Annotated in this window: 21 protein-coding genes; 10 read left to right on the top strand and 11 right to left on the bottom strand. The window is 53.3% G+C overall.

Annotated elements, in window-relative coordinates; translation table 11 throughout:
- Positions 1-70: 70 nt before the first annotated feature.
- The gene (locus KDC22_RS32335) at positions 71-577 is read right to left on the bottom strand and encodes a hypothetical protein (RefSeq protein WP_211721577.1); all 507 of its coding nucleotides are present in this window, start codon (positions 575-577) and stop codon (positions 71-73) included.
- Positions 578-617: 40 nt separating this feature from the next.
- Positions 618-4169: a DUF3289 family protein gene (locus KDC22_RS32330; protein WP_211721576.1), complete on the bottom strand. Its 3552-nt coding sequence runs from the start codon at positions 4167-4169 to the stop codon at positions 618-620.
- Between the two features lie 213 nt (positions 4170-4382).
- Between KDC22_RS32330 and KDC22_RS32325 the strand changes: the two genes are divergently transcribed.
- The 4 genes from KDC22_RS32325 to KDC22_RS32310 all read left to right on the top strand — a co-directional run bounded on the left by KDC22_RS32325 (position 4383) and on the right by KDC22_RS32310 (position 7824).
- Positions 4383-5030, top strand: coding sequence for a glycosyltransferase (locus KDC22_RS32325; protein ID WP_211721575.1), 648 nt, complete (start codon positions 4383-4385; stop codon positions 5028-5030).
- Positions 5031-5225: 195 nt separating this feature from the next.
- Positions 5226-5903 carry a nicotinamide riboside transporter PnuC gene (gene pnuC, locus KDC22_RS32320; RefSeq protein WP_211721574.1) on the top strand — a complete coding sequence of 226 codons (678 nt, stop codon included), beginning with the start codon at positions 5226-5228 and terminating at the stop codon, positions 5901-5903.
- Complete coding sequence (locus tag KDC22_RS32315) at positions 5900-6910, top strand: AAA family ATPase (RefSeq protein ID WP_211721573.1); 1011 nt, start codon at positions 5900-5902, stop codon at positions 6908-6910. Before pnuC ends, KDC22_RS32315 begins: the two co-directional genes overlap by 4 nt.
- A 23-nt stretch (positions 6911-6933) precedes the next feature.
- Positions 6934-7824, top strand: a complete 891-nt coding sequence (locus KDC22_RS32310; RefSeq protein WP_211721572.1) for an NUDIX domain-containing protein — start codon at positions 6934-6936, stop codon at positions 7822-7824.
- Between the two features lie 19 nt (positions 7825-7843).
- On the opposite strand, the gene KDC22_RS32305 is transcribed toward KDC22_RS32310, so the two are convergent.
- From KDC22_RS32305 to KDC22_RS32280, 6 genes are all read right to left on the bottom strand, one after another.
- On the bottom strand, positions 7844-9247 hold the full coding sequence (locus tag KDC22_RS32305) for a HAMP domain-containing sensor histidine kinase (protein WP_211721571.1): 1404 nt from the start codon (positions 9245-9247) through the stop codon (positions 7844-7846).
- Positions 9235-9897, bottom strand: coding sequence for a response regulator transcription factor (locus KDC22_RS32300; RefSeq protein ID WP_173134197.1), 663 nt, complete (start codon positions 9895-9897; stop codon positions 9235-9237). The genes KDC22_RS32305 and KDC22_RS32300 overlap by 13 nt, the downstream gene beginning before the upstream one ends.
- A 45-nt stretch (positions 9898-9942) precedes the next feature.
- Complete coding sequence (locus KDC22_RS32295) at positions 9943-10701, bottom strand: lantibiotic immunity ABC transporter MutG family permease subunit (protein WP_173134195.1); 759 nt, start codon at positions 10699-10701, stop codon at positions 9943-9945.
- A 1-nt stretch (position 10702) separates the two neighbouring features.
- Entirely contained in the window at positions 10703-11431 is a 729-nt protein-coding gene (locus KDC22_RS32290; protein WP_211721570.1) for a lantibiotic immunity ABC transporter MutE/EpiE family permease subunit, read from the bottom strand.
- Complete coding sequence (locus KDC22_RS32285) at positions 11424-12140, bottom strand: lantibiotic protection ABC transporter ATP-binding protein (protein WP_211721569.1); 717 nt, start codon at positions 12138-12140, stop codon at positions 11424-11426. Before KDC22_RS32285 ends, KDC22_RS32290 begins: the two co-directional genes overlap by 8 nt.
- Positions 12141-12275: 135 nt before the next feature.
- A complete protein-coding gene (locus KDC22_RS32280; RefSeq protein WP_173134188.1) occupies positions 12276-12533 on the bottom strand; it encodes a GlsB/YeaQ/YmgE family stress response membrane protein in 258 nt (85 codons plus the stop codon).
- Between the two features lie 174 nt (positions 12534-12707).
- On the opposite strand from KDC22_RS32280, the gene KDC22_RS32275 reads away from it, so the two are divergent.
- The 3 genes from KDC22_RS32275 to KDC22_RS32265 all read left to right on the top strand — a co-directional run bounded on the left by KDC22_RS32275 (position 12708) and on the right by KDC22_RS32265 (position 15682).
- Positions 12708-13406, top strand: coding sequence for a response regulator transcription factor (locus tag KDC22_RS32275; RefSeq protein ID WP_211721568.1), 699 nt, complete (start codon positions 12708-12710; stop codon positions 13404-13406).
- A gap of 56 nt (positions 13407-13462) precedes the next feature.
- The gene (locus KDC22_RS32270; protein ID WP_246553174.1) at positions 13463-14803 is read left to right on the top strand and encodes a sensor histidine kinase; all 1341 of its coding nucleotides are present in this window, start codon (positions 13463-13465) and stop codon (positions 14801-14803) included.
- Positions 14804-14914: 111 nt separating this feature from the next.
- Complete coding sequence (locus KDC22_RS32265; protein ID WP_211721567.1) at positions 14915-15682, top strand: hypothetical protein; 768 nt, start codon at positions 14915-14917, stop codon at positions 15680-15682.
- 149 nt (positions 15683-15831) lie between these two features.
- Here KDC22_RS32265 and KDC22_RS32260 read toward each other — a convergent pair whose 3' ends face one another.
- Complete coding sequence (locus KDC22_RS32260) at positions 15832-16917, bottom strand: GntR family transcriptional regulator (protein WP_173134779.1); 1086 nt, start codon at positions 16915-16917, stop codon at positions 15832-15834.
- 281 nt (positions 16918-17198) lie between these two features.
- Here KDC22_RS32260 and KDC22_RS32255 point away from each other — a divergent pair, with 281 nt between their 5' ends.
- From KDC22_RS32255 to araA, 3 genes are read left to right on the top strand one after another with little or no spacing between them, the layout of a single operon-like run.
- Complete coding sequence (locus KDC22_RS32255) at positions 17199-18812, top strand: xylulokinase (protein WP_211721566.1); 1614 nt, start codon at positions 17199-17201, stop codon at positions 18810-18812.
- 3 nt (positions 18813-18815) lie between these two features.
- Positions 18816-19511, top strand: a complete 696-nt coding sequence (locus KDC22_RS32250; RefSeq protein WP_211721565.1) for an L-ribulose-5-phosphate 4-epimerase — start codon at positions 18816-18818, stop codon at positions 19509-19511.
- A 37-nt stretch (positions 19512-19548) separates the two neighbouring features.
- Entirely contained in the window at positions 19549-20973 is a 1425-nt protein-coding gene (gene araA / locus KDC22_RS32245) for an L-arabinose isomerase (RefSeq protein ID WP_211721564.1), read from the top strand.
- A gap of 434 nt (positions 20974-21407) precedes the next feature.
- On the opposite strand, the gene KDC22_RS32240 is transcribed toward araA, so the two are convergent.
- Together KDC22_RS32240 and KDC22_RS32235 are read right to left on the bottom strand one after the other, a co-directional pair.
- Positions 21408-23033, bottom strand: a complete 1626-nt coding sequence (locus tag KDC22_RS32240; RefSeq protein WP_211721563.1) for a helix-turn-helix domain-containing protein — start codon at positions 23031-23033, stop codon at positions 21408-21410.
- A gap of 7 nt (positions 23034-23040) precedes the next feature.
- Entirely contained in the window at positions 23041-24753 is a 1713-nt protein-coding gene (locus tag KDC22_RS32235) for a sensor histidine kinase (RefSeq protein ID WP_211721562.1), read from the bottom strand.
- Positions 24754-24802: the final 49 nt, after the last annotated feature.

Raw genomic sequence — 24802 nt, 5'->3', positions numbered from 1 at the left:
TAAAGGATAACATATACTCAGGCAAAATGAAAATATAGAGAGCGGGTTCAAGCGGGATGAGCTGCCACCACTATTGTATCTCAATCCCATACCAGCCATCTGCCAGCTTAGCCAGCTTGTATTGAACAGGCTCCTCTTCATATGCCCGCTCGACCATACTCTGACTCTCGCAATACACAATATGATAGGTCTTGCCACGCTCCCTTTCCCAGTTGAAGACGAACCTTAAGAGGTCCTCCCCGTCCTGCCTGCTGTATCTCACGAAGTTCAGCTCGTCCCCGGACACCGCAGCTATCTGCCGTACCTTGTCTTGCAGGTCTGCGTTCGCACCCTCGTGGAACTGATGGGCAGCCGCATTGCCGTTACTGGAGTAGATGAAGGTATTCCTGACATTGCTCCGGTCATCTATGCTCTTCATCAGAAGCCCGGTCTCCTCCTTCACAGCTTCAAACAGCCCGCGTTGCTCCTGGAAAATATCATATTTCGCCTTGGAGTTATTGTTGCCGATGATGATTCCTGCCGCCACCAGCAATAGTGTAGCCGCAAGGCCAATCCAGACTTTTATACCGCGACCCATAGCTTCACCTGCCTGATCCATTCAGAATGCGACCCTGAAATTAGTTAACAGAACCGCTGAAATACATTTCGTAGTCAATGGTTGTAATGAACGGTACATATTTTCCATTGAAACGGTCGTAGTGCTGCAGTGTGAACCAATCTACAAATCCCGGCCAGTTAATCTCATCATCTGCGTCCAGGCCGAAATGATCATAGAAATGGAATACAAGCTTACCGCTGAATTGGTCCCCGTTGTTCTTGAAGTCCTTAATCGTAATATTGTGACCATGGAAGGCGTGAATGGCCAGGGATAACGCCAGATTGCTCTTCTCGGTAAATACCGGATACGGGCTGGTCGAGAATTGATTGACGTAATTATTCACCACATTCTTGTTCGAACTCGGCACGAATGTCAGCTTGGACAGGTCACCATTATTACTGCGCAGCTCATGGACAACGAAATTACGGATGATTTGCACATAACTCTGGGTGCTGGAGTCACTTATGACGGCATCATCCAGCTTGCTGTTGTGATACTTAATATATTTACCGGTATCGAAGGTGTTGCCCATGGAGACGGAGGTCCCTTCATTACTGCGGTTGCCATATTTGAACGTAGAGAGCAGATCGCCCAGAACAGAGCTCATATCGTCCGTTGCACCTGTGGCACCCACCGAGAACAGGACAGCCATTTCGCCCCAGATCATGGATTCCGGCGTAATTTTGGCTACAGAGAACACCGGGCCCAGCTTGAATAGCTCGCTATAGGTGTAGTCATTGAACGTCAGGTCATCCGCCACGGGAGTCATTCCTGGTGGAGCTGTTTTGAGAATTCCCTCCCGGTGATCCGATTGAAGAATTAATGCCTGACTAACATCCGGCGTCAGCCTTCTGCTGTCCACCGCGTCATGCAGACCATCCCCGTCCGTATCTGCCAGGTTGGGATTCGAGTATAGATAGGCGTAGACCTTGTCTCCGGTTTTGACAATACGGATCTCTTCCCCGTCCTTAAGGCCATCGTCATCGCTGTCCGCATCCAGGTAGTTCACTCTGACCGCCGCACCGCCCGTCCCCACGCGCAGCCGTCCTGCTTGCATCTCCTTCTCATGATAATCACTGATGCCATCCTGGTCCGTATCCTTGTACAGGTCTGAGGTCTCCGCAATGTTATCGAATATTCCGTATAATTGATTGGCGTTGCTTGCATGATAGTAGCTGCCGCCGGTGCCTTGGGCCATGCCCGTCAGGACACTCGTCGAAATACTGCTGCCCAGCCCCACTGTATAAATAACAATTCCCTGATCGGCAGCCCGCTTGGTCAGCGATGTATCGTAAGAGCCTTCCCCATCCGTAAGCATAATAATGTACTTCAGGACATCCGCCCTGCCGCTGCCCGTGAACAGATTAAGTGCACTTGCAATCCCGCTGGTCAGAACGGTCCCGCCGTTACTGTCAATCCGTCCTGCTGCTTGATTCAGAGCGGTCTTGTCAGAAGTGAAATTGGATAATACCGATGCGGAGTCGTCAAAATCAACAATAGCGCCACGGTCACTGTCTGTCAGCAGATTGACGAACTGCTTAGTTACGCTGATTCTCACATTGCTCTGGTCATTGCTCGACATACTGCCCGATGAATCAATCACGAAGGCGATATCCATTCCCGCATAATGCTCTTGTCCTTCATCATACAGGAACTTATACAGCCACACAGTATCGTATTCCGTTTTGTTGAGCAAGATGTACTTCGAGAAATGGGTCGTCTCGGCGGACACCACGTTGCCTTGGGTCTGCTGATCCGGCAGCTCTTCAAATAGTTGAGATTCCTCGTTATAATAGTAAATCTTCGGAACGAAGTCCGCTGCCTTCATTAAGCTTGCATCCAGTTCGAAGGATAGGGTCGCCTTCTCAAAAGATCCGTTGATGGAGAAGTTATAACCTTGATCAATATATCCGGGGATGGTCGTATCATTAAGAATGCCATCTTGCACAGGCTGAACAGACAGGGTATCTACCTGCTCTGCTGTGATCCCTTCAACGGCCACACTTGGAACAGCCTTGGCGCTGGCATCCTCTACCTTCACCGTTCGGGAGAACTTCGTCTCAGCCACCAGCGGATTGCTTCCGATCTTCACTTCCCAGGCGTCTGACAGTCCATCGTCATCCGTATCACTCTTCAGGGGATCGGTCTTGTGCGTATGAACCTCTTCCCCGTCCGTCAGGCCATCGCCGTCTGTATCAGAATGAATAAGGCTGGTTCCGCCGGATAATTCCGCCAGGTTGGTTAATCCATCTTGATCATGATCTTCCTCCCCGTCTGGAGTTCCATTCTTATCCGTGTCCGGTTCAAGTGGATTCAGTTTCACTACGAGAATCTCATCCCGGTCACTTAATCCATCGCCGTCGCTGTCCTTACTGGTGACGGAAAGGCCATAATGTTCTTCATAGTAATCACTAATACCGTCATTGTCACTGTCCAGCTCCCGGTCAATTCCTAAGTTATCCAGATTCTTCTCATCGAAATTTACAAGGGTATATGATTTGGCAACCTCTGAATCATCGTTCAATTGTGCAGTCAGCTTCAGCAGATTATATCCAACGCCGAACCCAATGCCTTCCACAGCCCAGGCCCCGCTTACAGGGATCGTTCCCTGCTGGAGGATCACTCTATTCTTGTCGGTAATCTGATAGGTGAAGGCCTTAATGCGTGATGTCCCTCCCAGCGTCCCCGACAGCTTATCCATCTTCGAGGTCAGGAAGTAGTAGTCACCATCCGGGCTATTCTGAAGCTGTAAGCTGTACGTATCCAGCTGTACGGTGACTTCAGCCGGTTCTGGACCGGGTGTCTCCTGCCGCGTAGATATCTGCGTAAGCTGATAGCCCGAAGGCTCATTGGCTACGTTCCCCGGACTCCCGGAGAACCCGAGCACCAGTGTCTCGCCCGGTTGAATATTGGCGTTGTAGCCCGCATTATGTATAACGTAATGATTGCCGGTATGCCCGGTAATTTCAGCCGTCCAGAAGCGTTCCAGATTACCCTCATAATCCAAACTAAGCTTCCAGTCTTCAATCGCCGTCTGCGATACATTCTTAATGGCAAGCTCACCGTTGAAGGCGCTTCCCCAGTCACTGGTCACCTTGAAGCTGGTTTCATATTGCCCGGCTGGTACAATCTGTTCCGTTCCAAGCATATCGAATGCCGCCGGCAGCAACAGCTCTCCCTCATAGCTCGCAGTGAAGCCGAAATTGACACTGCTGCCGGCCGGAATGTCCTGATTGCTCCCGGCATTCTGGATGGCATAGACTCCGTTCTCGTAGGATTGTATCCGTCCGTTCCAGATGTTCGTAATCTCATAAGGGGATGTGAACTTAGCGGTCCAGTTCTCCATGGCCTGGGCACCCGTGTTCCTGATGGTCACCTCAGCATTGAATGCCCCCTCCCACTTGGAAGAAACCGTGTAGGTGGCCTCGTAGCCCTCCCCCGTGTAGGTCATTTGCTGTTTGCCGTCTGAGTCCTCTTGTGCTAAGGCAGGCTGGAGCTGAAGGGATGATAATACCAATAGCAGAACTGCAAACAGGGCGAAGCTTCGTTTCATCATTCTTGTCTTGAACATTGCTGCTGATCCTCCTCATATAATGGAATTAGGTTGGGAAATGATGTAAGGTCATGGAGTATTATGAATCTATAATATTTGCATATAGAGGATTAGGCAACAACAAATGGAAGAATAGTAGAAGAACGACAAAGTACACTATCTGCATACATCCTTCCGCTTCAGCCATAATAATACAGGCAATTTCATTCACACCCAAAGGAGCAGATGAATTTGAAAAACAAATGGCTGGTGGCGTTGGTCATGATGCTGGTTCTGGGTCTGACGCAAACAGCAGTATCCGTGCAGGCACAGGCAGGCGTAACCAAGGAAGCAGGTTGCTTCAGTCCAAAGATGGTGCAGTTGAAAAGCGATATGCAAAGGGTATGGATCGACCATACCATATGGACGCGAAGCTATATCGTCAGTGCCCTCTCGAATCTTCCGGACCAGCAGGACGTATTAGGCCGGCTCTTACGGAACCAGCAGGACATAGGCGCGGTATTCAAGCCGTATTACGGGGAGGCTGCAGGCAACAAGCTCGCGGAGCTTCTGACAGAACACATTCAGATTGCAGGGAAGATTGTAGCAGCGGCCAAAACAGGCAATCAGGCTGAAGTGAAGAAGCTGCAGGCAGATTGGCATACGAATGCCGATAATATTGCCACCTTCTTGAACAAGTTGAATCCGAACTGGCCGTTTAAAACGGTGCAAGAAATGCTGTACACGCATCTTCAACTGATCACGGACTTGGTGCTGGACATACTCAAAGGCGACTGGGAGGGCTCAATTGCTGTCACTGACAAAAATGAGGATCATATGATCCACCTCGCGGATATCCTGAGCATGGGCATCGTCCAACAGTTCCCGGAGAAATTCTAGGGAGCGCCACTTGTATTGAAAATAACAGGTTTCAGGGCCTTCCTTAGGGAATGGCCCTTTTTTGGCATGTACCGCAATAATTCGGGCTTGCATCCCATTCTAATTTCTGGTATTTTGATATTAACAAATTGTAATTATCAATTAGTTAATAAGACATTCGTTTCCGGGAGAAGCGGATTAGGCGGAGGGATAAGCATGAAGAAGGCTGCGGGACACTGGAGCAGGTTTGAACTCGCTTGGCTGGTTGTATTCACTCTGATTGCCGTTGTGTTCACAGTGATCTCCAAGGATTCGTTCTTTGGATTCACGGTCTTTATTACCGGAGTGCTGTGTGTGGTGCTTACGGCGAAGGGGAAGCTGGCAAGTTATGGATTTGGGATGTATAATACCTTCGGCTACGCCTATTTAGCCTACATTAATGGATTATTTGGCGAGGTTATGCTGAATCTGCTATTTTTTGTCCCGATGAATGTTGTAGGCTTCTATATGTGGAGCAAGAATATGCACGGCGGCAAGCTGTCCATGCGCCAGATGGGGGTGAAGGGCATACTCCTTACGGCGGGGGTCTGTATTTCGGGTGCCTTGCTGCTGGGATTCGGCTTATCGTTCATTCCGGCGCAGAATTCACCTTATATTGATGCTCTGACTACCGTGTTATCCGTTGTGGCTACCCTCCTGATGGTGCGGCGCTTCAAGGAGCAGTGGCTGGTCTATATCGTACTGAATATGTTCACCGTTCTGCTCTGGGTGATCCGGACGCTGGAAGGCAGCGGGGAAGGTCTGCTGATGATCGTGATGTGGAGCGCCTATCTGATTAACGCAGGGTACGGCTACTACAACTGGAACAAAGGAGCTAAGGAGGCGCTGTCATGAAGACACTCGGATTAACACTTGGGAAGTTTGCCCCGCTGCATAAAGGCCACCAATTCATGATTGAGACGGCGCTGCAGGAGGTGGATGAATTAATCGTGGTGATCTACGAGACGGCCGTATCCCCGGTGCCGCTGCATATCCGGGCGAACTGGATTCGCCGCCTCTATCCTGCGGTCCGGGTAATCGAAGCCTGGGACGGTCCGGACGGGTACTCGGACGACAGAGAGCATGAGATCCGGGAAGAGCAGTATATTCTCGGGCTGCTGAAGGGCGAGCAGGTGACCCACTTTTATTCGAGCGAGTTCTATGGCGGGCATATGAGCCGGGCACTGGGGGCCATCGACCGGCGGGTGGATGAAGCGCGTGAGCGGGTACCGGTGTCGGCCACGATGGTCCGCTCCGATCCTTACAAATACCGGGATTATGTCAGCGATGTTGTGTACCGGGATTTAATCACAAAGGTTGTGTTTGTAGGCGCGATGTCCACCGGCAAGTCTACGCTCACCGAAGCGCTTGCGTGGCAGTACCAGACGACCTTCGCCAGCGAGTACGGGCGGGATTATTGGACCGAGCATCAGGTGGACCGCCGGATCGGTATAGAGGCTTTTGATGAAATCGCCGTTGGGCATCTGGAGCGGGAGGAGCAGGCACTGCGTGATGCAGATAAGTATTTGTTTGTCGATACGAATGCGATTACGACCTATATGTATGCGCTGGATTACCATGGGCGGGCTCCGGAGCTGCTGACCCGGCTGGCCCTGGAGAATGCGCAGCGGTACGATCTGTTTTTCCTCTGCGACGATGATATTCCTTATGATGATACCTGGGACCGCAGCGGGGATCAGAAGCGGCATATTTTTCACAAACAGATTATTGCGGACTTGAAGGAGCGGCGGATTCCTTATATTACGCTGAGGGGGACGCTTAAGGAACGTATACACAAGGTAGACGGGGTGCTTGCCAGATTCAAGCCTTACGGGAACTATTTCGGAGAGCTGGAGAATTGAAGGAGAATAAGGAGGCGGAGATATTGGAATGGGTAGATCGTAACGGACTTACGGAACGTGAATTCCTGGAGCAGTACCGGGCGGGGGATTATGAGCGGCCTTCGGTGGCAGCGGATATGGTGATTTTTACCGTCACAGATTCAGAGGTGGATACCCGCAGCAAGCCTCCGGCCAAAGAGCTGCGCATCCTGCTCATCCGCAGAGGCGGGCATCCCTATCTGGGGCATTGGGCGCTGCCCGGCGGCTTCATCCAGCCGGATGAGACCGGGGAGCAGGCGGCTGCGCGGGAGCTGTTCGAGGAGACCGGTGTTACTGACGTACACCTGGAGCAGCTGCATACCTTCACCGATCCCGGCCGTGATCCCCGCACCTGGGTGATCAGCAGCAGCTATATGGCCTTGATCGACAGTAGCCGTGTCCGGTTACAGGCGGGAGACGATGCTGAAGATACGGTTTGGTTCAAGGCCAGCTACCGGCTTCTGCGGGAGCAGAAGGAGCGGCTGGAAGAAGGCCGCGTCCACACTTTAACTTACATGCTTACACTTACTGCCGGAGCAGTAGAGCTGACGGCTGAAGTAGACCGGATTGTAACGCTGAAGCTAACCTCAAGGTCAGTGAGTTACTCTGTACGGTCGAATAATGGGCTGGCTTTTGATCACGCCAGAATCATTGTCTATGCCATCGAACGGCTGCGCCAAGAAACAGAGCAAGCGGACATTGCACTGCACTTAATGCCCGAGCGGTTCACCCTGGCAGAGCTACAGCAGGTGTATGAGGGGATTCTGGACAAGGAGCTGGCGGAGGCAGTCTTCCGGGACAAAGTGGCAGGTCTGGTGGCTGAGACAGATCTCTATAAGGAGGATGCGCTGCAGCATAGTTCCCGCTTGTATCGCAGGAATTGGGAAGAGGGATGAAGGCCGCTTAGATATAAGCTCATTCCAACCCCCGGTCCCGCCGCGGAGCTGGAACGGAAATCCTCAGTGTTACCTTCGCTCCGCCGGAGGGAGAGACATTGTCCAGGCTAAGGCTGCCCCCATGCTGCTCGGCAACGGACCTCGCAATATAGAGTCCCATCCCGTGGTGATGACTGGCACCCCGGCTCTGGTCGCCTCTGTAGAATTGGTTGGCGGCTTCTCTAAGATCGGTCTGGGAGAAGCCGGGGCCGGTATCCGTGACTATGAACTCTACAGTAGAAGCAGCAGCATCGCCCCGGATGAGCAGGGCAACGCTCCCCTGGGGCGGGGTATGCTCAGCGGCATTTGCAATCAGGTTGACGATTCCCCGCAGCAGAAGCTCCTTCTGGATGATCAGCGATTCCGGCAGGTGCTCTTGCTGTAACGAGGGTTGCAGACCCTTCCCTGAAGAGAGGGCCTTGATCTGCAGCTCCAGCTCTGCCACCAGATCCGCTGTAGGCACAAGGGATGCCTGTGGAGACGATCCGGCCTGGAGGCTGGACAGGTCAATCACCTCCTGCACGAAGGCCTCGATATCTGCGGCGCTGCGGAGAATATAGCTGTTGTATTCGTGCTGGGCCTCGTTCTGGCTGGTTTCCTGCAGCAGCTCTGCATTCCCGCGGATAATGGTCAGCGGCGTCTTGATATCGTGGGCCAGCGCAGAGATCTGCTCCCTGCGGGAGCGCTCCAGCTCCCACTGCCGCTCCAGCGAAGCGTGCAGGGCATCCTTCATCCGGTCCAGGGAGGCCAGCACCTCGTCAATCTCATGGATTCCGCTGGGCTTGACCGTGAACTCCAGGTTCTCGCGCTGGATGTTCTCGGTCGCTTCCTGCAGTCCGGCCATTCTCTCGGAGAGCCTCCGGCCGAACCGGGCGGCAAGCAGAGCGGCCTGGAGCAGAATGCCAACCACGAAGAGCAGGATTCCCAGCAGCTGGGGGTTCGGCAGGGAGCTGCGCAGCAGGGAAGAGGCATACTGCGGTGTTAAGGTATAGCGGAATATCCAGAGCTGCTGTCCGTGCCTGGCGGTGGTATAGAAATAGGAGTCTCTAGCATCGCCTTGCCGGGTAATCCTCCAGGCTTGTGCGGCGTCCTTACGGTTCAGATTACCGGCGATCGGCTTCCCGTCCACGGTGAACACTGTGTAATCCAGCCAGTCCGGAGCCCTTCCGTCCGCGTCGGCTCCGCTTGCGGCAAGCTGCTCCTTGAAGACGGCGATTTCCTTCTCGGCATAGTTGGCAGGCAGCACTGCGCCCCAGGCAAAAGCCAGCGTGAATACACCAAGCAGCCCCCCCAGCAGCAGGATCGTTCCCAGGCTGAGGAGCAGCAGATAGTGCAGGAAAAATGTACGCAGGCGTACGGTTTTGATAGGTTTTACAGCTTCCACTTATATCCGATCCCCCAGATAGTTTCGATTGCCTCAAGCCCATACCTGCCCAGCTTGGCGCGGATGTTCTTGATGTGCTCTGTAATCGCACTGCTGTCACTTTCTCCGTCATACCCGAAGACACCTTCATAGATATTCTCCTTGGAAAAAACCTGACCCCGGTTGCGGGCGAGAAATTCGCAGATTTCATATTCGCTTTTGGTCAGCGGCACCTTGTCCTCCCGGGCAAACAGCTCTTTACCGGAGAGGTTGAAGCGCACAGGGTCCAGATACAGAATATTACGCTTCTCCCTGCCCTCCCGCCGGAGATGAGCATTGATCCGCGCCCGCAGTGCGCCTATGCCGAAGGGCTTCATAATATAGTCATCCGCCCCCAGCCCCAGGCCGTACATCAAGTCCGTTTCCAGCGTTTTGGCCGTCAAAAAAAGAATGGGGCAATCCACCGCCGGCCGGATCTCCCGGCACAGGGTGAAGCCGTCCACGCCCGGCATCATCACATCCAGCAGAATAAGGTCATACGTCCCGAGGTCAGTCTTGTGCACCTGTGTAGAATCGGACAGGGTGGTCACCAGATGCTGATCGGTGCTGAGTGCGTTATGAATGAGCGACAGAATGGCGGGTTCGTCATCTACTACAAGTATTTTGGCCATATTCATTCCCTCGATTGCAAATTTATCCGTTATCTGTGATCCGCCCTAGTTATCCGCGGAGCGTCCTTCCCACCGGCGGAACCATAACAGGCCCAGCAGACCTGCTATTATCGTTCCCATTATACAGGTCCACACTCCGGTAGGCAGTCCCGATGCTGCGGGTGATAACATGCCGCCCGAATGACCGAAGACCCAGAGCGAGAGGAAGCGGGCACCCCAGGCAAAGGGGATATAAGGCCACAGGGTATCGCCAAGACCGGTGAGCATCAGGGCGGCTACCAGACTCCCCGAGATTCCGATACCAATGGAAGCGCCCCGTCCGAAGCGCAGGCTGACTGTGAGGTGAAGCAGATAGAGAAACACATTACTCCCGAAGGTAATGACTGCTCCCGTAAGGTAGAAGGGCAGTCCCTGACTGTCCTGGTGAAGCAGCCAGCCGAACCCTGCGCCAAATAGGGTGAAGGCGAGCAGGACGGCCCCCAAGCCGAACCACAGCAGGACCAGCAGCTTGCTGAAATAGGTTGTGAGCCGGGCCGCAGGCAGGGCAAGCATCCCCTGAAACTGCCCGGCGTTCGCCTCCTGTTCCGCCGCCATAGCGCAGACCAGCCCGATCAGGGTAGGAAAAGCACAGGCGAGCGACTGCATGAAGGCCATCGCCTTGTCCGTCTCACTCCATGGAGAGAAGGAATAATAGGCCAGGAATATACCGGCCCCGATCAGCGGTGTCAGCAGGTGAATCAGCAGAAACGGGGTATGCCGTGTTTTGAGCAGATCCGCCCTTAGCAGGCCTGGCAATGAATTCATGCTAAATCGCCTCCTGTTTACGGAACCACAGGGTAGTAAGCAGGAATAGAACGCCGAACCAGGCCAGGGAGACCAGGACATCTATAAGAATCATATCTGTGCTTCTCAGCGGACTGTCCGCCGGGACCGGAAGACCGTTCGGCAGAATCGACAGAACCGGGCACATCAGCCTGAAGGTAATCGTATAAGGGATGACATCCCAGAAGCCCCCGCTATTGAAGGTAAGAACCCCCATGATATTGCCGGCCATATTAAGCAGTACCGCAGCGAATAGCCCGAAGCGTGCCGCCAGGAACAGGCATAACGGAATCTGCCACAGGAAGGTGATGAAGATCAGGGTGCTGCCGGCCAGGCTGCTGAGCAGCGGAATGGTCTGTCCAAACAGCAGTCCTCCGGCTGTAATGCCTATCAGGAACACGAGGAGAGCAGCTAGGAGCCAGGAGGCGCAGGCAATGATTTTGCCGGCCCAGAGTCTCCCCGGCGGCAGCGGCAGGGCCAAAAGTCCGCGGTATTTCAGTTTGGCATCCTTCTGAAGCGCCAGTGAACAGACGAGGGTCAGCGCTCCGGGCAGAAGCATTGTGTACCACCAGTTGTAGGACCCGGTTTGAAAAAAACGTCCGCCCATTAGAACAGCACACAGGAGTAACGTGAACACAGGGGCCATCCAGACCAGCTTGGGAATAAAGGTCCGCCGCCATTTCAGGCGTTCCGCCCTAATCACACTAAGCATGGGAAGCACCTTCTCTCCGGTGGGCTGCGGCAACCTGCATGAATAAGGCTTCCAGATCCTGACCGTGGGTTACCGCTCCCTGATAGCCCAGCACTCCCCCGGCGATAATGCCGATGTGATCTGCGGTTTGCTCTACTTCAGAGAGCATGTGGCTCGATAGAATGATGGTAATTCCCTGCCCGGGGAAGGAACGGATCAGCTCCCGCAGCTCCTGAATCCCGATCGGGTCCAGCCCGTTCGTCGGCTCGTCCAGAATTAGCAGCTCCGGCTGGTTAAGCAGGGCAATCGCGATGCCAAGCCGCTGCTTCATGCCCATGGAGAACTGTCCGGCGCGTTTCCTTCCGGTAGAGGTCAGATCAACGACAGTGAGCACCTCATCTATCCGGGAGTCCGGTAATCCGAGGGCAAGCGTCCGCACCTTGAGATTCTCTCTGGCGGTCAGATTCTCATACAGCGGCGGCGCTTCGATTAATACACCAATCCGGCTTAGATCCTTCCGGGTCCATTCCCGTCCTTGAATAAGAATGCTCCCGGAATCCGGGTGCAGCATGCCTGCGATCATTTTGAGCATGGTCGATTTGCCGGCGCCGTTCGGGCCCAGGAGGCCATAGACGGAATTGCGCGGCACCGCTAACGATACCTTGTTGACGGCTGTGTGGTGCTTGAAGCTTTTACATAGATTCTGTGTTTCCAGAATGTGATCCTGCATAGTATATCATCCTTTCTCTCTCTGTACTCTAAGGGGAGATTCTAAGGATTCTGTAAGGATGACATGGCAGAGCCCCTGCCTGGTTAACAGGAGGGGCTCTGCGTTGGAACTTTGCAGCTGGAACCGGCGGAGGGATTAACGCCGCCGGAAGGCGCCGCCGCGGGCCAGGGCAAAGAAGATCAGCAAAGCGACGATGGACCCGATAATCGCCGGAACGATATGGAAGCCACCCACTACAGGGCCTCTTGGACCAAGCAGCTCAGTGCCCAGCCAGGAGCCGATGAAGCCGGCGATCACATTGCCCAGCACGCCTCCCGGCACATCACGGCCGATCAGATTGCCGCTTAGCCAGCCGATGAGTCCGCCTATAATGATTACCCAGAGCAGATACATTGATTTGTCCCCCTTTCCAGTGGTTTATTCAAGGTATGTTGGAAAGCGGGAGAGGTGAACCGCCTGCTGAGAATTTTTTCTGCCCGGATGGTGTAGATTTAGGCAGGTGAGGTGAACCTGAATTGGTAGTGTTACTATAAGAAGAGCATACTTCTGCTGAGGAGGAGGAACCGGATGAAGAAAATTCTGGTGATTGATGATGAGGCCGCCCTTAGAGACTTGATCGAGCTTGTGCTCAGGAGAGAGAACTATCAGGTGCAGACGGCAGAGAACGGAAGGTCGGGACTGCAGGCTCTGGATTCTTTTCAGCCGGACCTGGTGGTGCTGGATCTGATGCTGCCGGACTGCTCGGGCTATGATGTGTGTAAAGAGATCACTAAGAAGCAGGCGGTTCCTGTAATTATGTTATCGGCCAAGAATGAGATTATAGATAAGGTGTTAGGGCTTGAGCTGGGGGCAGAGGATTATATGACCAAGCCATTTGATAACCGGGAGCTTCTGGCGCGGATCAAGGTGGTGCTTAGAAGATTTGACCATAGTGAGCCGGAGTCAGGTGGTGAGGATACCCGGATCATTCATGAGGAGCTGGAGTTTGATCTGGAGACCCGGGTGGTGCGGAAGAACGGTGCACAGGTCTCGCTGACGGCCAAGGAATTCAGGATTCTCGAAACGCTGCTGAAACGTCCGGAGAAAATCTATACAAGGGACGAACTGCTGGAGCTCGTGTGGGGATACGATTTCCTGGGGGACAGCCGCAGCGTGGATATGACCATTATGCGCTTAAGGAAGAAGCTGGAGGATGATGCCGAGCATCCGAAGTATATTAGAACCATTTACGGATTCGGGTATCAGCTTGGAGGTGGCTCCGCCTGAAATACGCAACCCGGCTGCTGCTTAATTATTTGTTGTTCTCGGTGTTGTCGTTTGCCGTGATTATTATATCGGTCAATACAGCGATTGAATACTTCAGCTTCGTCACCATAGAGAAGCAGATGATGGAAAAGGCGGATCTGCGTGAGCTGTCCTTCAGGGAGGTTCTCTCCAAGCACGATAAGGCGGAAGAAGCAGGGCAGCCTTCGGATGTGGCCAGGAGTGCGCTGGAGACGTTAAAAGCCTCCGGCAAGGAAGTACGGATCTACGACAGCAACCAGAAGCTGCTGGGACTTGCCGTAGACGGGATTATTATCAATAACAAGACGCCCGTGATCTTCGCCGGGAATATTCAGAACGCTCTGAAGGGAAATTATGCGTACACGGTTTCTGATGACCATCTGCTGTACTTCGCCATACCGATTCAAGACAAGTATTATCAGAACAGCTATGTGTTCGAATTCGTGGAGGATATCTCCTATTTCTATACGATGATGGACCAGATCCGGTATATCCTGTTCGCCGGTGCCGGAGGGTTCATTATACTGATTACAATCTCCAGTCTATTCATTGCCCGTAATACGACGAAGCCGATTAAATATCTGCTTGGCGCTACGGAGAGCTTCTCCAGGCAGCAGTTCCGGGAGGTGCACTTGAACAGGAAGGATGAGCTGGGGATGCTGGCTGCCGGCCTGAACCGGATGGGTATTCAGCTCAGCGATTATATCCAGTATCAGAAGCAGTTTGTCTCGAATGTATCCCATGAGCTGAAGACGCCGCTCGCCGCCATCAAGGGGTTCTCCCAGTATCTGTATGAGGGCGAGAATGAGGATGAGGAGCTGCAAAAGATATATTATCACCTTGTAAATGAATCCGACCGCCTTACCCTGCTGATCAATGAGCTGCTGATGTTATCCCGGTTCGACAAGGCAGGACCGGATGAGATGGATACGGAGAAGACCGATCTGACGCAATTGGCGGAGCAGGTGGCCACCGGAGTACGGGCCAAGGCTGACAGTAAGGGGATAGAGCTTACGATCCGGCAGGGGCCGCCAGCCTTCGTCTATGTCAATCAGGTATTGATGTCGCACGCCATCGCCAATGTGCTGGACAACGCGATTAAGTACTCTGATCCCCGTACCCGGATCAGCATTGAAGTGCTGATCCGGGAGCAGGAAGCCATCGTGCAGATCAGCGATCAGGGGATCGGAATCAGCGCGGATGAGATTGCCCGTGTTCAGGAGCGGTTCTACCGGGCACGGAATGCCAGCGCGGCTGGCGGAACGGGGCTGGGGCTGTCCATCTGTAAGGAGATCGCCGAGAAGTTCGGCGGGCACCTCAGCATAGTGAGCCAGCTCGGCGCAGGAACGTCCGTCTCTATCCATCTGCCGCTCCTGTGACGTTACAAGACTGATACAACTCTGTTATTACACTAACAAATGGTTTTCGTATACTTACCTCATACCAAACAAACAACGCGTTCCATCGCGTACATTCATGGAGGGATAATTATGGGAACATTTCAAAAACCGGCAGCCCTGCTGCTGCCCGCAATATTACTGATGACACTTCTGGCGGGATGCCAGTCCGGCCCGGCGGGTCAGGCGGCAGCCACTCCCGGGACGGCGCCCGCTTCTGAAGCGGCGTCCACAGAGGCACCGGCAGCTTCGGCTACCCCTGCTGCGGAGCCTGCGGCCACAGAAGCAGCTGCTACAGAGGCACCGGCCGAGCCTTCGCCTGCGGCTTCAGCAGGCACCGGCTCCGGTTCCGAAGCGATCAAGGAAGGAACCATTGAGAAGGAAGGGAATGTGATTCTTAAGGAGCTGGCTTTTGTCTATAAGGACCATACCATTGCCCTCTCCGACATTGTGGACGATAACAAGCTGGAGAGTATGCTGGGGAAGGCAACGAAGAAGAAATCGCACACGTATTCTGTGGATGACGGGCTGAATATGGATACCCTGATCGGCAGAACAGAGAAGACGTATACGTTCCCGGGCGTTGAGATTAAGACGATGGATTCAGGTGATGGCAAGCAGTTCTTCATCTTCAGCATTAAGATTACGGATCCGAAGTACACTACTGTCCGTAACATCAAGGTCGGAGACAGCCTGGATACCCTCAAAAAAGCCTATCCCGAAGGCAAGCTGACCGGAGACGGAGCACCTGAGGAAGAGGATGACTACCGGTTCGCCCCAAGCAACTATGTGGATTATATGCTGTTTCATGTCAAAGGCGCTAAGATTGAGAGCATCAATATCTCCACACTGATGGACTGAGCCGTCTTACCGGTTACTGGTTCTATGTAATAAAATAAAAACAGCCCTGCCGCTTCACGGCCAGGGCTGTTTTTATTTATTACGCCAGGGAAGAATGGGCTTCTGGCTGAAAAGGATATTTTAGGCGGTCTGCCCTACTCCGCAGAGGGCTATTCCAGCACCCTCACCGTCTCCCCCTGCACCAGCACAGGCTGATAGTAGGTGCTGTTCCGCAGATCTTTTTTACCCTGCAGCTTCTTGATCACCCATTCTGCGGCATCGCGGCCCATCTGCTCCTGCGGGTGGGTTAAGGTCGTCAGCTTGATGCCTGCGTTCTTGGCAATGTAGGAATTGTCCTGGCCGATGATCGACAGCTCCTCCGGGATCGAAATATTCAGCTGCTTGCAGACATTGACCACTTCCAGGCCTACCTCGTCGTTATAGCAGACAATAGCGGTTAGTATCTCTCTGTTATCGGTGAGGAATTGCTTGAGGTTAGCCGACAGCTCCCGCTTGGATTCGGTATCGAAGGAGAGCACCTGCTCCGGATGGAAGCGTAGTTTGGCTTCACCGAGCGCCTTGATATAGCCTTTCATGCGGTATTTGCCCTGGAGATCATCCATTTTGGCAATAATGCCGATCTGGGTATGGCCCTTGGAGATCAGCTCCCGGGTAGCCAGATAACTGGACTGTACGTCATCCAGACAGAAGAAGGGCACCTCCAGCTCTTCATAATAAGCGTTAATCATGATGAACGGGACATCCTGCTCTTTGAACGACAGGTAGTAGGCGATGTTCGGATTGTACAGATTGCTCTTCGTAGGCTCAATGATCAGTCCGTCCACACCGAAGGATAACATCATTTCCAGCGCCTTCTTCTCCTGGGCGACATCATTATTGGTGCTGGCGAGCAGCAGCGAATAGTTGTCCTCATTAAGTCTGCTCTCGATCCCCCGGATAATGGAGGGGAAAATATAATCCGAGAGGTAGGTGGTGATGACGCCAATGGTTTTTTGGTTCAGGTTACCCCCGGATTTGGAGCGGAACTGGTTGCTGACATAAGTGCCGGAGCCCTTCTCGCTCCGCAGGAACCCCTCATTGGACAGCTCCAGGATCGCCTTGCGGACGGTCTGGCGGCTGACTCCATAGGTATCCTGCAGAGCAGACTCTGTAGGGATTTGTTCGCCCACACTGTAGACTCCGGACAGAATATTGCTTTTGAGTTCATCGAATATGATCTGATATTTGGTTCTCACACGGTTCACTTCTTTCACAGTTGTTCTTATATGGAATTGCTTATTCTCCGTAGTTGTACGTACATATTATAGCTTGAATATAAGCTTAATATCCTCCGATGTCTACTGCTTATCGTGATTTTCGTAAAATACAAGGAATTTCAGGTCTAATTTGTAGGTATATCTTATATATATTATTGACAAATGTACGAACAAAAAATATACTAAGGCTGTTCATAAAGGAAGCGCATTCTTTCGATTGGCAAGAAATACAGTTTGGTTCAGAGAGGAGTAACGTGGGCATGGATCAGAACATCAAGCAAGCGATACTTAAGGGAGAGACTTCACTGGGTATCGAATTTGGGTCCACACGTATCAAGGCAGTCCTGATTGATCAGCGTTTCGAGACCCTTGCATCCGGAAGCTACGAGTGGGAGAACCTGCTTGAGGGCGGGTACTGGACGTATCCTTTGACGGATATTATCAAGGGGCTGCAAGCGGCTTACCGCGAAATGAAGCAGGAGGTTGCACAGAAATACGGGGTTACGGTTACTACTGTCGGTTCTATCGGATTCTCGGCAATGATGCATGGATATATGGCTTTTGACAGTGCGGGCGAGCTGCTGGTTCCCTTCCGGACCTGGCGTAATGCAACAACCGGCGCTGCGGCCAAAGCGTTAACGGAGCTTTTCCAGTTCAATATTCCTGAGCGCTGGAGCATTGCCCACCTGTACCAGGCCATTCTGAACGGAGAAGAGCATGTCCCGCAGGCCCGGTTCGTAACGACGCTGGGCGGATATATTCACTGGCTGCTGACCGGCAGCAAGGCGATCGGGATCGGCGATGCCTCCGGTGTCTTCCCTATAGATGAAGCTGCGCAGGATTACCATCCGGCGATGGTTGCACAGTTCGATGAATTGATTGCAGAGAGGAATTACCCTTGGAAGCTGAGCGATCTTCTTCCCAAGGTCTATCCTGCGGGTGAGCAGGCAGGCGTATTAACGGAAGCCGGAGCCAAGCTGCTGGATGAGTCCGGGGACCTGCTGGCAGGAATTCCGCTGTGTCCTCCGGAAGGGGATGCCGGAACAGGCATGGTCGCTACGAACAGTGTCCGCAAACGGACAGGCAATATCTCAGTAGGTACCTCCGTATTCGCTATGATCGTACTGGAGAAGGATCTTACAGCGGTATATCCCGAGATTGACATGGTAACCACCCCTGACGGCAGTCCGGTGGGAATGGTGCATGCCAACAACTGCTCCAGCGATATCAATGCCTGGGTCGGCCTGTTCCGTGAGTTCTCGGAGGCGATGGGATTCAAGGCAGATCCTGAACGGTTGTTCAGTGTGTTGTTTAACAAAGCGCTGGAAGCGGACTCCGATGGCGGCGGTTTGCTCAGCTACGGCTATTTCTCGGGCGAGAACATTACCGGCTTGGAGAAGGGACGCCCGCTGTTCGTCCGTTCACCGGAGAGCCGCTTCAATCTGGCTAACTTCATGCGCAGTCATCTGTTCTCCGCCTTCGGGGCGCTGAAGATCGGAATGGACATCCTGACCCGCAAGGAGCATGTATCCATTGACAGCATTCTCGCGCACGGCGGCTTGTTCAAGACACCTGTCGTCGGTCAAAAAATCGTGGCCGCTGCCATGAATGTTCCGGTGTCTGTCATGGCAACAGCCGGTGAAGGCGGCGCGTGGGGGATGGCGATTCTGGCTGCTTATATGCAGAACAAAGAGCAGCAGGAGCGTCTGGACGACTTCCTCGACCACAAGGTCTTCAAGGATATAGAAGGTCAGGTCATTCATCCGGATGAGGCCGATGTGAAGGGCTTCGAATTATTCATGGAACGTTACACCGCAGGGCTGGCGATTGAGCAGGCTGCTGTAGATCATCTGGTAGAGAACGGGAGGAATTAAACCATGCTGGAGCAACTGAAGGAAGAGGTATTCGAGGCCAACCTGGAACTTCCCAAACATGGACTCGTCAAATACACCTGGGGCAATGTGAGCGCGGTAGACCGGGCGAGCAGTCTGTTCGTCATCAAGCCGAGCGGAGTCAGCTATGACAAGATGAAGCCGAGCGATATGGTCGTTGTGGACTTCGATGGCAATGTGGTGGAGGGAGAGATGCGGCCTTCCTCGGATACAGCGACCCATGCTGTACTCTACAAGCATTATGCCGAGATCGGTGGCATCGTACACACCCATTCCACCTGGGCGACCATCTGGGCGCAGGCCGGACTGGATGTGCCGGTCATGGGCACGACCCATGCAGACACCTTCTATGGTTCTGTACCGTGCACCCGGTTCCTGACCCAGGAGGAGATTGACCGCGGGTATGAAGCGGAGACCGGACATGTCATCATCGAGACATTCGAGCAGCGGGGGCTGGATGTAATGGCGATTCCCGGCGTCCTGCTCAAAGGACATGCACCGTTCACCTGGGGCAAGGATGCCCATGCCGCAGTCATGAACAGTGTCGTGCTGGAGGAAGTGTCCAAGATGAACCACTTCGCCCGCCAGCTGAATCATTTCGCGGAGGAGCTGCCGCAGCGGGTCCTGGACAAGCACTATCTGCGCAAGCACGGCAAGGACGCGTATTACGGCCAGAAATAAATCACTATATAATCCAACAGAGAAGAGGATGAATCATATGTCAACAGTAAGCGACAAGCAATTCTGGTTTGTAGTAGGATCGCAGCACCTGTACGGGGAAGAAGCACTCGGTGAAGTGAAGGCGCATGCGCAGGAGATGACCGATGCACTCAATAACAGCGGGGTGCTTCCTTATCCGCTGGTGCTGCAGGAGCTGGCTGTCACCGCAGACAAAATCACTTCCATCATGAAAGAAGTTAACTATCGTGACGAGGTTGCCGGTGTGATCACCTGGATGCACACCTTCTCCCCGGCCAAAATGTGGATTCGCGGAACGAAGCTGCTGCAGAAGCCGCTGCTGCACCTGGCTACCCAGTACAATGAGAGCATTCCTTGGGCTACGATTGATATGGACTTCATGAACCTGAACCAGGCTGCCCATGGCGACCGTGAATATGGCTTCATCAATGCCCGTCTGAAGAAACAGAACAAAGTAGTAGTAGGCTACTGGGAACGTGCTGAAGTTCAGAAGCAGATTGCAGAATGGATGGATGTTGCGGTTGCCTACAACGAAAGCTTCAATATCAAGGTAGCCCGCTTCGGCGACAACATGCGTAACGTTGGCGTTACCGAAGGCGATAAGGTCGAAGCCCAGATCCAGTTCGGCTGGACGGTGGATTACTTCGGCATCGGCGATCTGGTAGCCTGTGTGAATGAAGTGAAGCAGGAAGAGATCGACGCTCTGTTCGCGGAATACACCGAGCTGTATGCCATTGATTACGGCACGTACAGCCAAGAAGCATGGGAAGCCAGCGTTAAGGTTCAAGCGAGCTATGAGATTGCCCTTAAGCGCTTCCTGGATGCAGGCGGCTACAATGCCTTCACTTCAAACTTCGAGGATCTGCACGGGATGAAGCAGCTTCCGGGCCTTGCCGTTCAGCGTCTGATGGCACAGGGCTACGGCTTCGCCGGTGAAGGGGACTGGAAGACCGCTGCCTTGGACCGCCTGATGAAGGTGATGAGCCACAACCTGAACACCGGGTTCATGGAAGATTACACATATGAGATGGCTGCCGGACAAGAAGCTATTCTCCAGTCTCATATGCTTGAGGTTGACCCGAGCCTGGCCAGCAACCAGCCGAAGATTATCGTGTCTCCGCTGGGAATTGGCGACCGTGAAGACCCGGCCCGTCTCGTATTTGACGGCAAGGCAGGCGAAGGTGTCGTGGTATCCATGGCCGACTTCGGCACCCATTACAAGCTGCTGATCAACGAAGTTACCGCATTCGAGCCAACCGTTCCGGCTCCGAATCTTCCGGTAGCCCGTGTGCTGTGGCAGGTGAAGCCTAACTTCCAGGACGGGGTCAAGGCCTGGATCGAGAACGGCGGCGGTCACCACACCGTAGTATCGCTTAACCTGACTACCGATCAGATCGTTACCTATGCCAAGCTCGTTGGCCTGGAATACGTGATTATCAAGTAATTAGAGAATAAAGTATCACCATACATGTAAGAAGGAGCGAGTAGGCTGTATGCCTGCTCGCCCCTTTCTTTTTGTATATGCACAGGAAGAGATAGGGTGTGAAGTGGACGAGTGCAAACTGCCAGGCTAGGCTGAGAGGAAATAGCTGGATTTTGTACACTTGCTTATGAAGGATTGGACCGTGCCGGGAGAGCAGTTGGAAAAACAGCACTTAATAATCTGAAATTCCTGCAATGTGGCAAATGTATTATTAGCAGATGCTGTTTATCCACTTATTTAAGTAGTATAGATAAAAAACGATGAATTAAGCTACATTTTTCCACTTGCTTGTTGCCGGGACGGGGCGTACAGTGCAGCCGGGGGGAAATACGGTGCTACGTAGGGACAGTATCCCCCAGTAATCGTCAGTGCTTGGTTCCCTCCCCCGGCAGCGGTCACTTCTTATTCCGGGCGCGGTACTGCTGCGGCGTTACGCCGACCATCCGCTTGAACAGGTTGGAGAAGCTGCCCAGGCTGGTGTACCCTACCTGCTCGGCAATGTCGGTAATCTTAAGTTCGGTCTCCTCCAGCAGCTGCTTGGCCTTCTGCAGCCGTTCCTGGATAATCACATCGGATATGGATAATCCGGTCTCCTTCTTGAACAGCCGGGACAAATAAGCCGGGTTCAGGTACACATACCCCGCCAGCTCATCCCGGGTGATCTCTTCGCTCAGCCGGGAGCGGATATACTGTCTGATCTTGGTGACGGTAGCCGAGGATACATTATTGCTGGTCTGCAATAAGCGCATCGCGGCTCTCAGGCACTCCATCGCCCAGTTCTGGAGAGAGGCGGAGTGCTTCGGATAATTCTCCTTATCCATCAGCGACTTCAGCTCCGCAGAGTCATGGGCAGATAAGCCTTTTTTGGCGAGAACCGTATGGAGGATGAAGAGGATGCCGTGGATGAGCTGACGGTGCAGCTCATTCGTCCAGCGGTCTGCCCCGATATTGACGAACCACAGCGTAACGCGGCGCTCCAGCTCCTCAAGCTCACCAAGCTCCAGAATGGTCGCCCACTCTCCGAATAAATGCATCGGTGCTGCCAGCGGCAGGGCATCCAGCGGTTTGTCCTTGGCATCAGCAGGCTCGTCCGGTCCGAACACCTGACGCGAACGGTTCAGATTGCGCTGTTCCCGCTCGGTGACATAAGTGTAGGCACTCATGATTCCGGGCAGAGATACACCCGGACTGATGTAGACCGACAAGGAGCAATGCAGCAGCCGCTCGCAGGTATCCAGGAAGGTCCGGCAGTTCTGCTCCAGCGTCTGCCGGACAGCATTCATATCGCCTCTCACGTAAATAACCGCCAGGTTGTGGCCCACCTGATCCTGCAGCACCGTGCCTTCCAGCCCGCTCAGCAGCAGCTCCTCTGCCATATTGCGCAGCGCATATTCCATAATGGTCTCGTCCCGGGCGCTAAGATTCTCTTTCCATTGCTCCAGGCCGAGCAGGGCGAGGAAGTAGCGGTCATCCGGCTGTAGATCCAGATTGTAGGTATTCGCCGGAATGGTGAGCGATTCCAGCACAGGGGCAGCCCGCTGGCTGAGAATATCCTGCCAGAAGCGTTCCACCAGAAGGGGCAGCTGATGCTCCCATTTTCTCCGGTACTCCTTGATCAGTGTCTCGAACTGTTGCTGCTCCCGCTGTTTGTGAATCTCGGCGAGCGCCTCACGGGAGATCTTCATCAATTCCTCATAGTCTACCGGCTTGAGCAGATAATGGAAGGCCCCATGGTAAATGGCGCGCTGCGCATACTCGAAATCAGCATGGCAAGTCAGCATAATCGTCAGCGTCCCGGGCGCGAATTGCTTCACCCAGGCCAGCAGCTCCAGACCGCTTCTCCCCGGCATTTCGATATCGCAGATCAGCAGATCTACGGGCGCCTGCTCCAGTGTGACAATCGCCTGATCCACATTCTCTGCAAGGCAGACCTCCGCCACCTTCAAAGCGCTCCAATCCACCCCCTGCTGCAAACCGAGCAAGGCGAAATATTGATCATCCACGATTAGAACTCTGTACATACGAACGTCACAGCTCCCTCTGAACAGGTAGTCTTAGCTCCACAACAGCTCCTCCGTCAGGAGCATTATGGAAGGTAAGGTTTGCCCGGTTGTTATAGAACATCAGCATTCGTCGGTATACGTTCCATATTCCCAGATGACGGTCTGTAGGTTCTTTCTCATATAAGCCCAGATTAAGCTTGTCGAGCTGCTGACTGGAGAAGCCGGGACCGGAATCCCGGATCTGAATGGCAATGCAGGCATCGCTGTTCTCCCCGGCTTCTTCGCTCACCGTAATTCCGACTTCAAAGGGCTTGGAATTATTGATGAAGCCATGCTTGATGGCATTCTCGACGAAGGGCTGAACCAGCAGCGGCGGAATCAGGGTATGCTCAAGCTCCGCGGGGAGCTGAAGGTGATAGGCCAGCTTGTTCGGATACATCACCATTTGAATCTCAATATAGTTCTGAATATGATTGAATTCGCTCAGCAGAGGAATCCAGGTGTTATTGGTACTCATAATGAACCGGAAATGGGAGACCAGATGTCCAATCATTTTTTTGATCAGGGCATCCTGCTTCAGCTCTACCAGATGGAAGACGATATTCAAGGAATTCATGAAAAAATGGGGATTGATCTGCGCCTGAAGATGCTTAAGCTCGGCCTGCTGCACCTTCATCTGCTCCTCATACACATCAATCTTGAGATTGCCGATCTGCTCGGCCATCTGGTTGAACTGCCGGGTAATAATCTGGAATTCCCTGCTGTTGCCTTCCTTCAGCCGGTATTCCAGCTGTCCCTTCCCCAGAATGCGCATCCCGCTGGTCAGCTGCTGGATAGGCTTGAACACAAGCCGGCTGAGCAGCGCCAGCAGGATACCTATAATGATAATAATGGCGAAGGGAATAACCTTAATAATTCGCTGGAAGACCGGCAGCTCGTCGAGAATAGACTTCTCATCCAGCAGAATGAAGACATTCAGATTGGAATATTGTGAAGGCTTGTCGATCAGCAGATAATTATTGCCGTTGCTCAGCCGGATTGACTTATCCGCCGGGTGGTCAGGATTGCCCAGCTGGCTGCGGATGAGGGCAAGATCCTCCCCGGCGAATTCGCCCCATAGCAATTTGCCGTCATTGCTGATGATGCCGATCTGTCCGCTGCCTGCTGTTGACTCCAGTTGGGTCAAGGGCTGAGCCAGGGAGTCGATGCTGACCAGTACCCCCATCAGGAGCCGGCCGCTCTTGTCCGGCAGCACCTTGAATAACACCGGCTCCCCGCCGAGGATCACGGTCTCCCACTTCAGGGAGGCCTGGAGATTAGGAGCCTTCAGGCGCGGGGACAGACCGGAGGTAATCATCTCCTTCTCCTGATAATACTCTCTCTGGCTGCTGAGGAATAACTCTTCCCGGTCCTGATGGTATACGAATACACTGCGGATGATAGTGTAATAGCTGACATCGCTATACCACTGGTCCATCAGCTTGCGGATGGACAGGTAATAGTTGACACTGTCCGGGCCGCTGTCGGAGTATAGCTCCAGCAGCATATTTTCATTCGCCGTACGCAGCAGATAATGGCTGGTCTGCTCCAGCAGCTCATCGAGTGTACCTAAGTGAAGGGTTAAGGTGTCTGAAGCGGACTTCGCAACTTTCTCCCGGACAATGTTGGTGGAATAGAGATTGGTGTAAGAGAGAAACAGGAACAGCGGCGTGACCAGCAGCAGGACAAGTGCGCTCACTTTGAATCGCAAGGATAATTTCACAGTTTCACGTTCACCCCTTAGGTAC

The organism is Paenibacillus tritici, from assembly GCF_018207515.1.
In the GTDB taxonomy this organism is placed as follows: domain Bacteria; phylum Bacillota; class Bacilli; order Paenibacillales; family Paenibacillaceae; genus Paenibacillus_AQ; species Paenibacillus_AQ tritici.
Note: the sequence above shows the minus strand (reverse complement) of the source record. Positions and strands in the feature narration are given on the sequence as shown.

What these genes read in the sequence shown, in the direction of transcription:
- KDC22_RS32265 (WP_211721567.1), top strand. Translation starts at nt 14,915, where the DNA reads ATGGGAACATTTCAAAAACCGGCAGCCCTGCTGCTGCCCGCAATATTA.
- araA (WP_211721564.1), top strand. Translation starts at nt 19,549, where the DNA reads ATGTCAACAGTAAGCGACAAGCAATTCTGGTTTGTAGTAGGATCGCAG.
- KDC22_RS32275 (WP_211721568.1), top strand. Translation starts at nt 12,708, where the DNA reads ATGAAGAAAATTCTGGTGATTGATGATGAGGCCGCCCTTAGAGACTTG.
- KDC22_RS32315 (WP_211721573.1), top strand. Translation starts at nt 5,900, where the DNA reads ATGAAGACACTCGGATTAACACTTGGGAAGTTTGCCCCGCTGCATAAA.
- KDC22_RS32290 (WP_211721570.1), bottom strand. Translation starts at nt 11,431, where the DNA reads ATGCTTAGTGTGATTAGGGCGGAACGCCTGAAATGGCGGCGGACCTTT.
- KDC22_RS32330 (WP_211721576.1), bottom strand. Translation starts at nt 4,169, where the DNA reads ATGTTCAAGACAAGAATGATGAAACGAAGCTTCGCCCTGTTTGCAGTT.
- KDC22_RS32295 (WP_173134195.1), bottom strand. Translation starts at nt 10,701, where the DNA reads ATGAATTCATTGCCAGGCCTGCTAAGGGCGGATCTGCTCAAAACACGG.
- KDC22_RS32300 (WP_173134197.1), bottom strand. Translation starts at nt 9,897, where the DNA reads ATGGCCAAAATACTTGTAGTAGATGACGAACCCGCCATTCTGTCGCTC.
- KDC22_RS32280 (WP_173134188.1), bottom strand. Translation starts at nt 12,533, where the DNA reads ATGTATCTGCTCTGGGTAATCATTATAGGCGGACTCATCGGCTGGCTA.
- pnuC (WP_211721574.1), top strand. Translation starts at nt 5,226, where the DNA reads ATGAAGAAGGCTGCGGGACACTGGAGCAGGTTTGAACTCGCTTGGCTG.
- KDC22_RS32250 (WP_211721565.1), top strand. Translation starts at nt 18,816, where the DNA reads ATGCTGGAGCAACTGAAGGAAGAGGTATTCGAGGCCAACCTGGAACTT.
- KDC22_RS32335 (WP_211721577.1), bottom strand. Translation starts at nt 577, where the DNA reads ATGGGTCGCGGTATAAAAGTCTGGATTGGCCTTGCGGCTACACTATTG.
- KDC22_RS32240 (WP_211721563.1), bottom strand. Translation starts at nt 23,033, where the DNA reads ATGTACAGAGTTCTAATCGTGGATGATCAATATTTCGCCTTGCTCGGT.
- KDC22_RS32285 (WP_211721569.1), bottom strand. Translation starts at nt 12,140, where the DNA reads ATGCAGGATCACATTCTGGAAACACAGAATCTATGTAAAAGCTTCAAG.
- KDC22_RS32255 (WP_211721566.1), top strand. Translation starts at nt 17,199, where the DNA reads ATGGATCAGAACATCAAGCAAGCGATACTTAAGGGAGAGACTTCACTG.